Origin of the sequence: Streptomyces sulphureus DSM 40104 (assembly GCF_000381025.1) — a bacterium.
Taxonomy (GTDB): Bacteria; Actinomycetota; Actinomycetes; order Streptomycetales; family Streptomycetaceae; genus Streptomyces; species Streptomyces sulphureus.
Window position 1 is genome coordinate 423,611 of the sequence record NZ_KB905815.1, and the last position, 14,252, is coordinate 437,862.

At 72.1% G+C, this 14,252-nt stretch carries 10 protein-coding genes; 8 read left to right on the plus strand and 2 right to left on the minus strand.

The window, feature by feature from the left end; translation table 11 throughout:
* Window positions 1-56: 56 nt before the first annotated feature.
* The 8 genes from F603_RS0109970 (at window position 57) to aceE (ending at window position 12,446) form a co-directional block, all read left to right on the plus strand.
* Window positions 57-1,172: a nicotinate-nucleotide--dimethylbenzimidazole phosphoribosyltransferase gene (locus F603_RS0109970; protein ID WP_019545863.1), complete on the plus strand. Its 1,116-nt coding sequence runs from the start codon at window positions 57-59 to the stop codon at window positions 1,170-1,172.
* A 25-nt stretch (window positions 1,173-1,197) separates the two neighbouring features.
* Window positions 1,198-2,001, plus strand: a complete 804-nt coding sequence (locus F603_RS0109975; RefSeq protein ID WP_019545864.1) for an adenosylcobinamide-GDP ribazoletransferase — start codon at window positions 1,198-1,200, stop codon at window positions 1,999-2,001.
* 120 nt (window positions 2,002-2,121) lie between these two features.
* The gene (locus F603_RS0109980; RefSeq protein WP_019545865.1) at window positions 2,122-3,471 is read left to right on the plus strand and encodes a cytochrome P450; all 1,350 of its coding nucleotides are present in this window, start codon (window positions 2,122-2,124) and stop codon (window positions 3,469-3,471) included.
* A gap of 160 nt (window positions 3,472-3,631) precedes the next feature.
* A complete protein-coding gene (locus F603_RS0109985) occupies window positions 3,632-5,203 on the plus strand; it encodes a leucyl aminopeptidase (protein ID WP_026328294.1) in 1,572 nt (523 codons plus the stop codon).
* 222 nt (window positions 5,204-5,425) lie between these two features.
* Window positions 5,426-6,832: a dihydrolipoyl dehydrogenase gene (lpdA, locus tag F603_RS0109990; RefSeq protein ID WP_078503620.1), complete on the plus strand. Its 1,407-nt coding sequence runs from the start codon at window positions 5,426-5,428 to the stop codon at window positions 6,830-6,832.
* 51 nt (window positions 6,833-6,883) lie between these two features.
* Window positions 6,884-8,650, plus strand: coding sequence for a 2-oxoglutarate dehydrogenase, E2 component, dihydrolipoamide succinyltransferase (gene sucB, locus F603_RS0109995; protein WP_019545868.1), 1,767 nt, complete (start codon window positions 6,884-6,886; stop codon window positions 8,648-8,650).
* A gap of 209 nt (window positions 8,651-8,859) precedes the next feature.
* Window positions 8,860-9,495, plus strand: coding sequence for a GntR family transcriptional regulator (locus F603_RS0110000; RefSeq protein ID WP_019545869.1), 636 nt, complete (start codon window positions 8,860-8,862; stop codon window positions 9,493-9,495).
* 227 nt (window positions 9,496-9,722) lie between these two features.
* Window positions 9,723-12,446 (plus strand): pyruvate dehydrogenase (acetyl-transferring), homodimeric type, encoded by a 2,724-nt coding sequence (gene aceE, locus F603_RS0110005; protein ID WP_019545870.1) that lies wholly within the window; start codon window positions 9,723-9,725, stop codon window positions 12,444-12,446.
* Between the two features lie 90 nt (window positions 12,447-12,536).
* Here the strand turns inward: aceE and F603_RS33950 are convergent, their stop codons facing one another.
* Both F603_RS33950 and F603_RS0110015 read right to left on the minus strand, forming a co-directional pair.
* Window positions 12,537-12,647, minus strand: coding sequence for a methionine/alanine import family NSS transporter small subunit (locus F603_RS33950; RefSeq protein WP_019545871.1), 111 nt, complete (start codon window positions 12,645-12,647; stop codon window positions 12,537-12,539).
* Window positions 12,647-14,197 (minus strand): sodium-dependent transporter, encoded by a 1,551-nt coding sequence (locus F603_RS0110015; protein WP_019545872.1) that lies wholly within the window; start codon window positions 14,195-14,197, stop codon window positions 12,647-12,649. The genes F603_RS33950 and F603_RS0110015 overlap by 1 nt, the downstream gene beginning before the upstream one ends.
* Window positions 14,198-14,252 lie beyond the last annotated feature (55 nt).

The window sequence follows — 14,252 nt, forward strand, 5'->3', positions numbered from 1 at the left end:
GCCGAGGGGCGGCGGGGCGGAACACGGGAGGCGTGCAGCGGCTACGCTCACTCCCCATGAGCGACGGCACCAGTGACCACGGACTCCACCTCGACGAGTTCTCCGACCTCATCGAGCGCCCGGGCGGCGGCCTGCGGCGCGAGGCCGAGGAGCGGCGGGCGCGGACGGGGCTGCCGCCCGAGGCGCTCGGGCGCCTCGACGAGCTCGGCGAGTGGCTGAGCGCCGGGCAGTTGCGCGTCCCTCCCACCCCCGTCTCGCACCCGCGGCTCGTCGTCTTCGCCGGCGACCACGGGGTCGCGGAGCTCGACGTCTCGAAGCGGGCCGCGGGCACCGCCGTCGCGCTGGTGCGCGAGATGCTCGATGGGAACGCGCCGGCCGCCGTCCTCGCACGGCACGCGCAGGTGCCGCTCCGCGTCGTCGACACCTCGCTCGACTGCGACCCGTCGCAGCTTCCCTCCGAGGTCACGGCGCACCGGGTGCGCCGCTCCTCCGGCCGGTTCGACGTCGAGGACGCGCTCACCCCCGAGGAGGCCGAACTCGCCTTCCGCGCAGGGATGTCGGTCGCCGACGAGGAGGCCGACGCCGGCACCGACCTCGTCGTGCTCGGCGACGTCAGCGTGGGCGGCACCACCGCGGCCGGCACCCTGATCGCCGCGCTCTGCGGCACCGACGCCTCCGTGGTGACGGGCAGGGGCGGCGGCCGGATCGACGACCTGGCGTGGATGCGCAAGTGCGCCGCGATCAGGGACGGGCTGCGCCGTGCGCGCCCCGTCCTCGGGGACCAGTTGAAGCTCCTCGCGGCGATCGGCGGCGCCGACCTCACCGCGGCGACGGGGTTCCTCCTCCAGTGCGCGGTGCGGCGCACGCCCGTGGTGCTCGACGGCGTCGTCTCGGCGGCGTGCGCCCTCGTCGGGCAGCGGATCGCGTTCCGCGCGACCGACTGGTGGGTCGCGGGGCACGTCACCGACGAGCCCGCGCAGGCGAAGGCGCTCGACCGCGTCGCGCTCGACCCGGTGCTCGACCAGGGGTTGCGCGTCGGCGGAGGCGCGGGCGCGCTCCTCGCACTCCCCGTGGTGCGCGCCGCGGCGGCGCTCGCCGCCGAACTCCCCGAAGTGGAGGGCGCGTCGGACGCGGAGGAGCCCTCGGCGGGGGCAGCGCTCGACGCAACCTGACGCCCCCGACCGGTACCGTCCTGCCATGGACGACATACCGCCGCACCCGCAGCCTGCCCGTCTTCTCGACGGCGTCCGCTTCGCGTTCGGCACGCTCACGGTGCTGCCGGTGCGGGTCGAGCGCTGGGACCGCGAGGCGGCGCGCAAGGGCATGGTGTGCGCGCCCCTCGCCGGCCTCGTCGTGGGGCTCTTCGCCGCCGCCGTCGCCGGCGTGCTGCTGGTGCTCGGTGCGGGCGCGCTTCTCGCCGCCTTCGCCACCGTCGCGGTCGGCGCCGTCCTCACCAGGGGGCTGCACCTCGACGGACTCGCCGACGTCGCCGACGGGTTGGGGAGCGGCAAGCCGGCGGACGAGGCGCAGAAGATCATGAAGCGCTCGGACATCGGGCCGTTCGGCACCGTCACGCTCGTCCTCGTCCTCGGCGGGCAGGTGGCCGCGCTGAGCCAGATGTACGCGGCGGGTTGGGCGTACGGGGCGGCCGGGGGCGCCGTCGCCGCCGTGGTGGCGCGTACGGCGCTGACGCTGGCGACGCGCGGCGGGGTGGCGGCGGCACGGCCCGACGGGCTGGGGGCCGCGGTCGCCGAGACGGTCCCCGCACGGACCGCGTACGCGACGTCCGCAGTCGTCGCGCTCGCCGCGGCGGCGACGGGGGCGCTCTTCGGGTGGGCGCCGGTCGTGCAGTTCGCCGCCGCCGCGGTGCTCGGACTCGCGGCTGCCGAGGCGCTGTTGGCGCACTCCGGGCGGCGACTCGGCGGCGTGACGGGTGACGTGCTCGGTGCCGTGGCCGAGACGGCGGGGACGGCCGCACTCGTCGTCCTTGCGCTGGGATGACGCGCCCGCCGACAATCGTCCCGTTCCCTCCGCCGCGCATCCGCGGGGCGGCACAACTCCCTTCGCAGGTCAGCAGGTGAACACCGCACGGCACGTCCCGTCCACGACGTGAGGAGCCGCATGCCGCACGCTGTCCGGCCCCCGCAGCTTTCCGGTGCCCGCCCCTTCGTCGGGCACGCGGCGCCGTTCCTCCGCGACCCGTACGCCGTCCTCAGCCGCGGACAGGCCGAGCACGGCCGCGCGTTCAGCTTCCGCCTCGGCAACAGGCAGGCGACGGCGCTCCTCGGCTCCGAGTACAGCGGGTGGATGCTCAAGGCCCCGGACGACGACCTCTCGATCCGGGCCTCGTACCCCTTCTTCAAGCACATGTTCGGCCCCGACTTCTTCTTCTGGGCCGAGTTCGAGGAGTACAGGCGCCAGCGCGAGCTCGTCCTGCCGCGCTTCAGGGCCGGCCAACTCGACTCCTACCTCGGCCGGATGGAGACCGAGGCGCGGGCGCTGATGGCCCGGCTCGGGGGCGAGGGCGAGATGGAGCTCGTCGAGACGCTGGGCGAGACCGTCATGCACATCTCGGCGCACGCGTTCCTCGGTGCCGACGTCAACGAGCGGATCAGGGGGTTTTTCCCCACTTTCCGCCGGTTCTCCGAGGGCCTCGACCCCGTCCTGCCCGGCTGGGTACCCGCGCCGCACCTGCTGCGCAGCAGGCGGGCCCGCGACTCCCTCCGCCGCGACGTCCTCGCCCTCGTACGCCGGCGGCGCCAACACCCCTGGCAGGAGCCGGACTTCCTGCAAACTCTGGTCGACTCGCACTTCGAGGACGGGGAGCCGGTGCCCGACGCGGTCCTCGTCAACCTGATCCTCATGTTCCTCTGGGCCGGGCACGAGACGACGACGGGGCACCTCGCCTGGGCCCTCGTCGATCTGCTCGAACACCCGGCGCACCTCGCCCGCGTCCGCGCCGAACAGCGGGACGCGGGCCTCGGCGAGGGCGCGTCGGCGCCCCTCACCACGAAGGACCTGCACCGCCTGCCGCTCCTCGCGGCCGCGCTCAAGGAGACGCAGCGCCTCCACCCGGTGGCGCCGATGCTGATGCGCCGCGCACGGCGGGAGTTGACCGTCGACGGCTGGCTCATCCCCCACGGCTCGCTCGTCCTCGTCTCCCCCGCGCTCACGCACCGGCTGCCCGAGGAGTGGCGGCAGCCCGACGCCTACCGGCCCGAGCGCTTCCTCAAGGGCTCGGGCGAGCGCACCCCCGAACTGATCGGTTTCGGCGGCGGGTTGCACCGATGCCTCGGCGAACGCTTCGCGCACCTCGAGATGGAGGCGGTCCTCACCCTCCTCCTCCGCCACTACGAACTCGAGCTCCTCGACTCGCCCGTGCTCCCCGTGCCGGGCTCGACGACGAAGTGGCCGAAGAGCCCCTGCCGCGTGCGGTACCGCGCCAAGTCGGCGGCGGGCGCGGCGGTTTGAGCCGACGCGGAGCCGGTCCGGCGGCGCGGCGACCGCCGGCGCGCGAGCGGGGCGCCGCCAGGGGCTTACGATGCGGCTTCAGTCGGGGCATACGATGCCCAACAACCCCCAAGCCGTACGCAACGAGGGTACGGCCCGAAGGAAGAAGGTCACCGCCACCGTGTCTGCTCTGACTCTCAGCACCTCGTCACCCGCGACGCTGCGCGCGGACGCCGTCGTCGTCGGCGTCACCAAGGGCAGCCCCGAAGGCAGGCCGCCGGCCGTCGCGGCCGGAGGGGAGGCCGTCGACAAGGCGTTCGGCGGCAAGCTCGCGGCAACCCTCGAGACGCTCGGCGCGACGGGCGGAGAGGGCGAGACCACCAAGGTGCCCGCGCCGTCCGGGATGAAGGCCCCGCTGGTCCTCGCCGTCGGCCTCGGCGCCGCCCCGGCCAAGGGTTCCTCCTACGACGCCGAGACGCTCCGCCGCGCCGCCGGCGCCGCCGCCCGTGCGCTCGCCGGCTCGAAGAAGGCCGCGCTCGCGCTGCCCGTCGAGGGCGCCGAGTCCGTGGCGGCGCTCGCCGAGGGCGCGCTCCTGGGTGCGTACTCCTTCACCGACTACCGGGGCGACGACACGGCGAAGACCGGCAAGCCCGCGAAGTCGGCGAAGGCCGCCCAGGCCGAGACGGCGCGCAGCGCGCCGCTCGCCGAGGTGGCGATCCTCGGTGCGAAGCCGCGGGACAAGGCGCACAAGGCCGCGGCCGAGCGGGCCGAGGTCCTCGCCGACGCGGTCGCGCGCGCCCGCGATCTCATCAACACCCCCTCCAACGACCTCACTCCGGCCGCCTTCGTCGCCGAGGCGCAGGATGCGGCGAAGGAGCACGGCCTCAAGATCGAGGTGCTCGACGAGAAGGCGCTCGCCAAGGGCGGCTACGGCGGCATCCTCGGCGTCGGTGTCGGCTCCGAGCAGCCGCCGCGCCTCGTGCGCATCGCTTACGCGCCGGCGAAGGCGAAGAAGTCGCTCGCCCTCGTCGGCAAGGGCATCACCTACGACTCGGGCGGCATCTCGCTGAAGCCGGCCGGCCACAACGAGACGATGAAGAGCGACATGAGCGGCGCCGCCGCCGTCTTCGCCACCGTCGTCGCCGCCGCCAGGCTCCAGCTCGACGTCAAGGTCACCGGCTGGCTGGCGCTCGCCGAGAACATGCCGTCGGGCTCGGCGACACGTCCCGGCGACGTGCTGACGATGTACAGCGGCAAGACCGTCGAGGTCCTCAACACCGACGCGGAGGGCCGCCTCGTCCTCGGGGACGCGCTCACCCGCGCCTGCGAGGAGTCCCCCGACGCCGTCGTCGACATCGCGACCCTCACCGGCGCCATGGTCGTCGCGCTCGGCAACCGCACCTTCGGGATCATGGCCAACGACGACGCCTTCCGCAGCGCCGTCCAGGAGTCCGCCGACGAGGCGGGCGAGCCGTCGTGGCCGATGCCGCTCCCGTCCGAGCTGCGCGCAGCGATCGACTCCCCCGTCGCCGACATCAAGAACGTGGGCGACCGCATGGGCGGTGGCCTCCTCGCCGGCGTCTTCCTGCGGGAGTTCCTCTCCGAGGGGACGACCTGGGCCCATCTCGACATCGCGGGGCCGGCGTTCAACGAGTCGGCGCCGTTCGGCTACACGCCCAAGGGCGGCACCGGCTCCGGCGTCCGCACCATGCTGCGTCTCGCGGAGCGGACGGCGGACGGCGAGGTCCTCTGACGCACAGCGGGCTCCAGGGCGCCGACCGACCGCGGTCGGCGCCCTGACGCGTCTCGGCCAGTGGCTACTGCCGCCCGGCGTCCCGCATTCCGTCGACAAGTGCGAAGATGGGTTTCCGGCAGGACAGGGCCCACCGGCGCGGATCGCGCCGAGTCCAGGGCCGAGTACAGCAGCGGCCGCAATACAGCCGCCCGGTCGAAGGAGACCGGCACCGGCGCACCCATGCATGGAGGACGTGACGTGGCGAACGACGCCAGCACTGTTTTCGACCTAGTGATCCTCGGGGGCGGGAGCGGTGGCTATGCCGCCGCGCTGCGCGCCGCTCAGTTGGGGCTGGACGTCGCCCTGATCGAGAAGGACAAGCTCGGTGGCACCTGCCTGCACCGCGGCTGCATCCCCACCAAGGCCCTGCTGCACGCCGGCGAGGTCGCCGACTCCGCCCGCGAGGGCGCCGAGTTCGGCGTCAAGACCTCCTTCGAGGGCATCGAGATGGCCGGTGTCCACAAGTACAAGGACGGCGTGGTCTCCGGACTCCACAAGGGCCTTCAGGGGCTCGTCGCCTCCCGCAAGGTCACCTACGTCGAGGGGTCCGGGTACCTCTCCTCCCCCACCTCCGTCGACGTCAACGGCCAGCGCTTCGAGGGCCGGCACATCCTGCTCGCGACCGGCTCCGTGCCCAAGTCCCTGCCGGGGCTGGAGATCGACGGCGATCGCATCATCTCCTCCGACCACGCCCTCCAGCTCGACCGCGTGCCGAAGTCCGCCGTCGTCCTCGGAGGCGGCGTGATCGGCGTCGAGTTCGCCTCCGCGTGGACCTCCTTCGGCACGGAGGTCACCGTCGTCGAGGGCCTCAAGCACCTCGTCCCCGCCGAGGACGAGAACAGCTCGAAGCTGCTGGAGCGGGCGTTCCGCAAGCGCGGGATAAAGTCGAACCTCGGCACCTTCTTCGAGCGCGCCGAGTACACGCAGGACGGCGTCAAGGTGGTTCTCGCCGACGGCAAGGAGTTCGAGGCCGAGGTGCTGCTCGTCGCCATCGGACGCGGGCCCGTCTCGCAGGGGCTCGGCTACGAGGAGGCCGGCGTCGCGATCGACCGAGGCTTCGTCCAGGTCGACGAGTACTGCCGGACCAGCGTCCCGACCGTCTCCGCCGTCGGCGACCTCATTCCCACCCTCCAGCTTGCGCACGTCGGCTTCGCCGAGGGCATCCTCGTCGCCGAGCGGCTCGCCGGGCTCAACCCGGTGCCGATCGACTACGACGGTGTCCCGCGGGTCACCTACTGCAACCCCGAGGTCGCCTCGGTCGGCCTGAGCGAGGAGAAGGCCAAGGAGCGGTACGGTGCCGACAAGGTGGTGACCCTCAAGTACAACCTCGCGGGCAACGGCCGCAGCAAGATTCTGAAGACCACGGGCGAGGTGAAGCTCGTCCAGGTCCGTGACGGTGCCGTCGTCGGCGTCCACATGGTCGGTGACCGCATGGGCGAGCAGGTCGGCGAGGCCCAGTTGATCTACAACTGGGAAGCGCTGCCCTCCGAGGTGGCACAGCTCATCCACGCCCACCCCACGCAGACGGAAACACTCGGCGAAGCGCACCTCGCCCTCGCCGGCAAGCCGCTGCATTCGCACGACTGACCACGACCGGGCGCGTTCCATCCGCACATTTCGTTAGGAGCAACAGAAACCATGGCGGTTTCCGTAACCCTGCCGGCGCTCGGCGAGAGCGTCACCGAGGGCACCGTCACCCGCTGGCTGAAGGCCGAGGGTGAGCACGTCGAGGCCGACGAGCCGTTGCTCGAGGTCTCCACCGACAAGGTCGACACCGAGATCCCGTCCCCTGCCGCGGGGACGCTCTCCTCGATCAAGGTCGCCGAGGACGAGACGGTCGAGGTCGGCGCGGAACTCGCGTCGATCGACGACGGTTCGGGCGCCCCCGCGCCTGCCGCGGCACCCCAACAGGAGGCCCCGCAGCAGCAGGCGCCCGCGCAGCCGGCTCCCGCAGAGGCGCCGCAGCAGCAGGCTCCGGCTCAGCCGGCGCCTGCCCCGTCGGGCGGCGCGGCCGAGGGCACCGACGTGACGCTTCCGGCGCTCGGCGAGTCCGTGACCGAGGGCACCGTCACCCGCTGGCTGAAGCAGGTCGGCGAGGAGGTCGCGGCGGACGAGCCGCTGCTCGAGGTCTCCACCGACAAGGTCGACACCGAGATCCCCGCGCCCTCCTCCGGCACCCTGCTGGAGATCACGGTCAACGAGGACGAGACCGCCGAGGTCGGCGCGAAGCTCGCGGTCATCGGCGCCCCCGGCGCGGCCCCGGGCCCCGCTTCGGCACCCGAGGCTCCCGCGCCGACCACCCCGGCACCCGAACCGGCACCCGCACCCGCGGCCCCGGCGCCCGAACCGGCACCGGCGCCCCAGCCGGAGCCCGCCCCGGCACCGGCACCGGCTGCCCCCGCGCAGGCGCAGGCCCCGGCGCAGGCGCAGGCCCCGGCGCCGCAGGCGGCTCCGGCCGCCCCGGCCCCCGAGGCCGAGGGCGCGTACGTCACCCCGCTGGTGCGCAAGCTCGCCGCGGAGCACGGTGTCGACCTGACGCAGGTCAAGGGCACGGGCGTCGGCGGCCGTATCCGCAAGCAGGACGTCGTCGCGGCGGCCGAGGCGAAGCAGGCCCCGGCGGCCCAGGCTCCGGCGGCGGCTCCGGCCGGCGGCAAGAAGGCCCCCGTGATCGAGGCCTCCCCGCTGCGCGGGCAGACGGTGAAGATGCCGCGGATGCGCAAGGTCATCGGCGACAACATGATGAAGGCGCTCCACGGCCAGGCCCAGCTCACCACGGCGATCGAGGTGGACGTCACCAAGATCATGAAGCTGCGGGAGCAGGCGAAGGCGTCCTTCCAGTCGCGTGAGGGCGTGAAGCTCTCGCCGATGCCGTTCTTCGTCAAGGCCGCGGCCCAGGCGCTCAAGGCCCACCCGGCCGTGAACGCCCGGATCAACGAGGACGAGGGCACGATCACCTACTTCGACGTCGAGAACGTCGGCATCGCCGTCGACGCGGAGAAGGGCCTGATGACTCCGGTCGTCAAGGAGGCGGGCAACCTCAACCTCGCCGGCATCGCCAAGAAGACGGCGGAGCTCGCGGGCAAGGTCCGCTCGAACCAGATCTCCCCCGACGACATGTCGGGCGCGACCTTCACGGTGAGCAACACCGGTTCGCGCGGCGCCCTCTTCGACACGGTCATCGTCCCGCCGAACCAGGTCGGCATCCTCGGCATCGGTGCGACGGTCAAGCGCCCGGTCGTCGTCGACCACCCGGATCTCGGGGAGACGATCGCCATCCGGCACATGACCTACGTCACGCTCTCCTACGACCACCGCCTCGTGGACGGCGCCGACGCGGCGCGCTACCTCACGACGGTCAAGGAGATCCTGGAGGCCGGCGAGTTCGAGACCGAGCTCGGTCTCTGACATCCCCTCGCGCAGGCTCCGGCCTGCGTGAACGTCCGGCGCCCGCACCCGGCCACGTGCCGCGGCGGGCGCCGGCAGGCACCCCGCGCCGCGTCCGTCCGACGGCCGCGCGCACGGACCCCGCGCCCTCGCTCGGTTCACCGGGCGGGGGCGCTGCCGTGTCGCGGCGCCGTATCGTTCGGAACACCCATCCTCCAAGGAGCACGCCGATGACCCTGCCCGTCGTCCACTCGCTGCGCGAACAGATCCGCGAGCACCTCGTGGAGGGGATCGTCAGCGGCCGCTGGAAGCCGGGCGAGCGGATCGTGGAGCGACGGATCGCGGTGGAGCTCGAGGTGAGCCAGACGCCGGTGCGCGAGGCGCTCCGGGAGCTGGAGGCGCTGCGCCTGATCGAGTCGGCGCCCAACAAAGGGGTCCGCGTACGGGAGTTGTCACCGGCCGACCTGGAGGAGATCTACCCGGTACGGGCCGGCCTGGAGCGGATCGCGGCGGAGCTGGCCGCCCCGCGGATGGGCGGCGACGTCTCTGCCCTCCGCCCGCATGTGGAGGCGCTCTACGAGGCGGACCGGCTCATGGACGGCGAGGCGCAGGTGCGGCACACCGTCGCCTTCCACCGGGAGCTCGTGCGCGCCTCGGGGAACAGCGTCCTGCTGCACACCTGGGAGTCGCTGGGCATAGAGGTCTGGACTGCGCTGTCGATCCGGTGGCTCGGCACCGTGCAGAAGTCGTACGCGGAGGAGCACCAGGCGGTGCTCGACGCCGTCGAGCGCGGCGATGCGGACCTGGCGGAGCAGTTGAAGCTCCACGTCCTCGGTTGCGCGCCTGCTCCCCGACCGGAGGACTGAACCGCCAAGGCGCGAAAGGGAATTCACCGTACGAACCCCTCGCCCCTCTCGGCACTCGGTGCCCGTTTTCGCGGCACGGAATGCCGATTTCGCAGTACGGGCCGATTTTTCCTTCCGAAGCTTTGATCGATCATCGATCGCGGGCGTAGAGTCGCAGGTCGGGTTCCCCCTGTCCTGCCCCTTCAGGGAAATCCCGCACCGAACCCGCCGTCCGGAGGTGGCCACCCATGCCAGAGTCCGTCAACAAAGAAGTGGCGGCAGCCGCCCTCTCCCGGCAGAGCGAGCTCGACCAGCTCGCCGACCGGGACCCGCAGGAGACCGCCGAATGGCGCGCCTCGCTCGACGCGGTGGCCGCCCACGCGGGCGACGAGCGGGCCTCGTACATAGTCCGCCGCACGGTCGAGCACGCCGCCGCCAGTGGCCTGCGCGTCGCGCAGCCGCTGGAGAGCGAGTACATCAACACCGTCCCCACCGCCGCCGAGCCGGAGTTCCCCGGTGACGAGGCGATGGAGGCGCGGATCACCGCCTGGAACCGGTGGAACGCCGCCGCGATGGTGACCCGTGGGAGCAAGCTCGGCCTCGGCGGCCACATCGCGACCTTCGCCTCGGCCGCCTGGCTCTACGAGACCGGCTTCCAGCACTTCTTCCGCGGCAAGGAGTCCGACGGCTCGGGCGACCAGCTCTTCATCCAGGGCCACGCCTCACCCGGCATCTACGCCCGCGCCTTCCTCGACGGCCGCCTCACCGAGGACCACCTCGACCACTTCCGCCGCGAGGCCGGCGGCGAAGGACTCCCCTCCTACCCGCACCCGCGGCGGCTGCCCTGGCTGTGGGAGTTCCCCACCGTCTCCATGGGCATCGGGCCGATCTCGGCCGTCTATCAGGCGCGGTTCAACCGCTACCTCACGGGCCGCGGCATCAAGGACACCTCCGCCTCCCGCGTGTGGGCGTTCCTCGGCGACGGCGAGATGGACGAGCCCGAATCGACGGCCGCACTCGCGCTCGCCGGTCGGGAGCAGCTCGACAACCTCACCTTCGTGATCAACTGCAACCTCCAGCGGCTCGACGGTCCCGTGCGCGCGAACTTCAAGATCGTGCAGGAGATGGAGGCGCAGTTCAGGGCCGCCGGCTGGAACGTCGTCAAGGCGCTGTGGGGCACTGCCTGGGACGAGGTGCTCCAGCTCGACACCACGGGCGCCCTCGTACGCCGTCTCGGCGAGGTGCCGGACGCGCAGTTCCAGACGTACGCGACGCGCGACGCCGCGTACATCCGCGAGCACTTCTTCGGCGCCGACCCGGCGCTCGTCGAGCTCGGCAGGCTGCTCAGCGACGACAAGCTCATCGAGCTCTTCCACGCCTCGCGCGCGGGGCACGAACCGCGGAAGGTCTACGCCGCCTACCGTGCCGCCGTCGAGCACAAGGGTGCCCCGACGGTGATCCTGGCGCAGACGATCAAGGGCCACACGCTCGGCGCCGGATTCGAGTCCCGGAACGCCAACCACCAGATGAAGAAGCTCACGGGCGACGAGTTCCGCACGATGCGGGACCTGCTCCAACTTCCCATCCCCGACAGCAAGTTGGAGGGCGACCTCCCGCCGTACGTCCACCCGGGTGCCGACTCTCCCGAGGTGCGCTACCTCCAGGAGCGCCGTGCCGCGCTCGGCGGCCCCGCGCCGGCGCGCAAGGTGCACCAGGTGGGCCTGCCTGCGCCGGCCGAGAAGCCGTTCGAGGCGCTGCAGAAGGGCTCGGGCTCGCAGGAGATCGCCACCACGATGGCGTTCGTCCGCCTCGTCAAGGACCTGATGAAGGACAAGGAGACCGGTGCCCGCTGGGTGCCGATCGTCCCCGACGAGGCCCGCACCTTCGGCATGGAGTCGCTCTTCCCCTCCGCGGGCATCTACTCGCCGCTCGGGCAGACCTACGACCCGGTCGACCGCGATCAGTTGATGTACTACAAGGAGTCCGCGAACGGTCAGGTCCTCAACGAGGGGATCACCGAGGCCGGCTCGCTCGCCGACTTCACCGCCGCCGCCACCTCGTACGCGACGCACGGCGAGCCGATGATCCCGTTCTACATCTTCTACTCGATGTTCGGGTTCCAGCGGACCGGCGACCAGTTCTGGGCGCTCGCCGACCAGTTGGGCCGCGGCTTCGTCATCGGCGCGACCGCCGGACGCACCACCATGACCGGCGAGGGCCTCCAGCACGCCGACGGTCACTCGCACCTGCTCGCCTCGACCAACCCCGCGGCGCTCTCGTACGACCCGGCCTTCGCCTACGAGGTGGGCGCCATCGTCAAGGACGGCATTCGCCGGATGTACGGCCCGGACGCGGCGGCGCAGGAGGACGTCTTCTACTACCTCACGGTCTACAACGAGGCCAAGGTGCAGCCCGCGATGCCGGAGCGTCCCGGTGTCGAGGAGGGCATCGTCAAGGGCCTCTACCGGTTCCGGGACGCCGCCGAGCTGGAGGCCGCGCCGGCCGCCGGGGCGCCGGGCATCCAGCTCCTCGCGTCGGGCACCGCGATCCACTGGATTCTCGACGCGCAGCGCATCCTCGCGGAGGAGTGGGGCGTGGCCGCCGACGTGTGGTCCGCGCCGTCCTGGAGCGAGCTGCGGCGCGAGGCGATGGAGTGCGACGCGGCGGCCCTCCGCGGCGAGGAGCGGACGCCGTACGTCACCAGGACGCTCGCCGGAGCCCCCGGCCCCGTCCTCGCCGTCAGCGACTGGATGCGTGCTGTTCCCGACCAGATCAGCCAGTGGGTCGAGCAGGACTGGTCGTCGCTGGGCACGGACGGCTTCGGGCTCTCCGACACCCGTGAGGCCGCGCGGCGCCACTTCGGCGTCGACGCGCAGTCGGTGGTCGTCGCGGCGCTCTCGCGGCTCGCCCTGCGCGGCGAGGTGAAGCACGAGGCGGTCCGCCAGGCGGCGGAGAAGTACGGCCTCGCCTGAGGTCCGGACGGCAAGAGAGACGGCAAGAGAAGGGGCGGGCCCGCGGGCCCGCCCCTTCTTCGTTACGGCCGCCGCCGGCGGTGCTGCGGGTCAGTCCTCGGGCGGGTCCGGGTGGCCGCGCAGCTTGAGGATGGCCGCGACCATTCCGCCCCAGACCACGACGATGGCCACGACCATCATGACGATCGCGCTCGTCGACATCAGCGCTCCTCCTTCCCCGACTCGACCGCGGGCTCGGCGACTTCCTCATCGACGGGGTCCTCGGGCTCGGGCCCGTTGCGCCACGGGATCAGCGCCACGAGAACGCCGAGGATCAGCGCGCCGCCCGCGATCCCCCAGCCCGACCAGATGAGGAACGACGTCGGCATCCCGCCGTAGTTCTCGGAGAACTCCTGCCGCAGGCTGTCCACCATCATCCAGGCGAGGACGAGCGGCGTGACCACACCGAGGCAGATCCGCCACCACAGGCCGAGCCGCACCGCGGAGGTCGCGTCGGCGTTGGCCTGGAGCGGCTTGAGCTTCCGCAGCACCCAGCCGACGACGATGAGGAACGCGAGCGCCGCCAGGACGATGCCGTACTGGTTGATGAAGTGGTCGCACGCGTCGAGGATGTTGAGCCCCGCGTTGGTCGGGAAGACGGCGAGCGAGGCGACGGCGACGAGCCCGCCGACGATCGCCACGGCGGGGCCGCGGCGCATGCCGGTGCGGTCGCGCACCGAGGAGATGACCACCTCGACGATGCTCACCAGCGAGGTGAGCCCCGCGATGGCGAGCGAGAGGAAGAACAGGACGCCGAAGAGCCCCCCGAGCGGCATCTGCGAGATCACCGTGGGGAACGCGATGAAGGCGAGCCCGACCCCGGACTCCGCGACCTCGTTGACGCCGACGCCGCTCGCCTGCGCCATGAAGCCGAGCGTCGCGAAGACGCCGATACCGGCGAGGATCTCGAAGGAGCTGTTGGCGAACCCGGCGACGAGCGCCGAGCCCGTCAGGTCGGACTTCCGCCTCAGGTAGGACGCGTACGTCACCATGATCCCGAAGCCGATGGAGAGCGAGAAGAAGATCTGCCCGTAGGCGGCGACCCAGACGCTTCCGTCGGTGAGCGCGCCCCAGTCCGGGGTGAAGAGGGCGTCGAGGCCCTTCGCCGCTCCGTCGAGGGTGACGGCCCGCACCACCAGCACGACGAAGAAGAGCACGAGGAGCGGGATGAAGAAGATGTTCGCCTTCTCGATGCCCTTGCGCACCCCCAGCCCGAGGATGACGAGGACGACCGCCCACACGAAGAGCAGCGGCCAGAAGACGCCGCCCACGTAGGAGCTGATACCGGCGCCCGGGTCCGAGGACTGGAGGAAGTCACCCGCGAAGAATCCGGCCGGGTCCTCGCCCCAGGCACGGTCGACCGAGAAGAAGGTGTACCGGACCGCCCACGCGACGATCACCGCGTAGTAGCTGGCGATGACGAAGCAGATGAAGACCTGCCACCAGCCGATCGCCTGGGCGGGCTTGGTGAGCTGCCGGAAGGCGGCAGGGGGCGACTTCCGGTACCTGCGCCCGACGGTGTATTCGAGGATCAGCAGCGGGAGGCCCGCCGTCAGCAGCGCGATCAGGTACGGCAGCAGGAAGGCGCCGCCACCGTTGTTGTACGCCTCCCCCGGGAACCTCCAGATGTTCCCGAGCCCGATGGCGGACCCGATCGCGGCGAACAGGAAGCCCACACGGGAGCCCCACTGCTCGCGCGGTTGGTTGGACATAGTCGAAAACCTTTGTTCACACTCTGTTCGATCAACGAACGGTAGCAGCGTCCCC

Bases quoted from the DNA above. Each gene is read 5' to 3' on its own strand.
- sucB (WP_019545868.1), top strand. From the start codon at position 6,884: ATGGCGGTTTCCGTAACCCTGCCGGCGCTCGGCGAGAGCGTCACCGAG.
- F603_RS0110015 (WP_019545872.1), bottom strand. From the start codon at position 14,197: ATGTCCAACCAACCGCGCGAGCAGTGGGGCTCCCGTGTGGGCTTCCTG.
- F603_RS33950 (WP_019545871.1), bottom strand. From the start codon at position 12,647: ATGTCGACGAGCGCGATCGTCATGATGGTCGTGGCCATCGTCGTGGTC.
- aceE (WP_019545870.1), top strand. From the start codon at position 9,723: ATGCCAGAGTCCGTCAACAAAGAAGTGGCGGCAGCCGCCCTCTCCCGG.
- F603_RS0109970 (WP_019545863.1), top strand. From the start codon at position 57: ATGAGCGACGGCACCAGTGACCACGGACTCCACCTCGACGAGTTCTCC.
- lpdA (WP_078503620.1), top strand. From the start codon at position 5,426: ATGCATGGAGGACGTGACGTGGCGAACGACGCCAGCACTGTTTTCGAC.
- F603_RS0109980 (WP_019545865.1), top strand. From the start codon at position 2,122: ATGCCGCACGCTGTCCGGCCCCCGCAGCTTTCCGGTGCCCGCCCCTTC.
- F603_RS0110000 (WP_019545869.1), top strand. From the start codon at position 8,860: ATGACCCTGCCCGTCGTCCACTCGCTGCGCGAACAGATCCGCGAGCAC.
- F603_RS0109975 (WP_019545864.1), top strand. From the start codon at position 1,198: ATGGACGACATACCGCCGCACCCGCAGCCTGCCCGTCTTCTCGACGGC.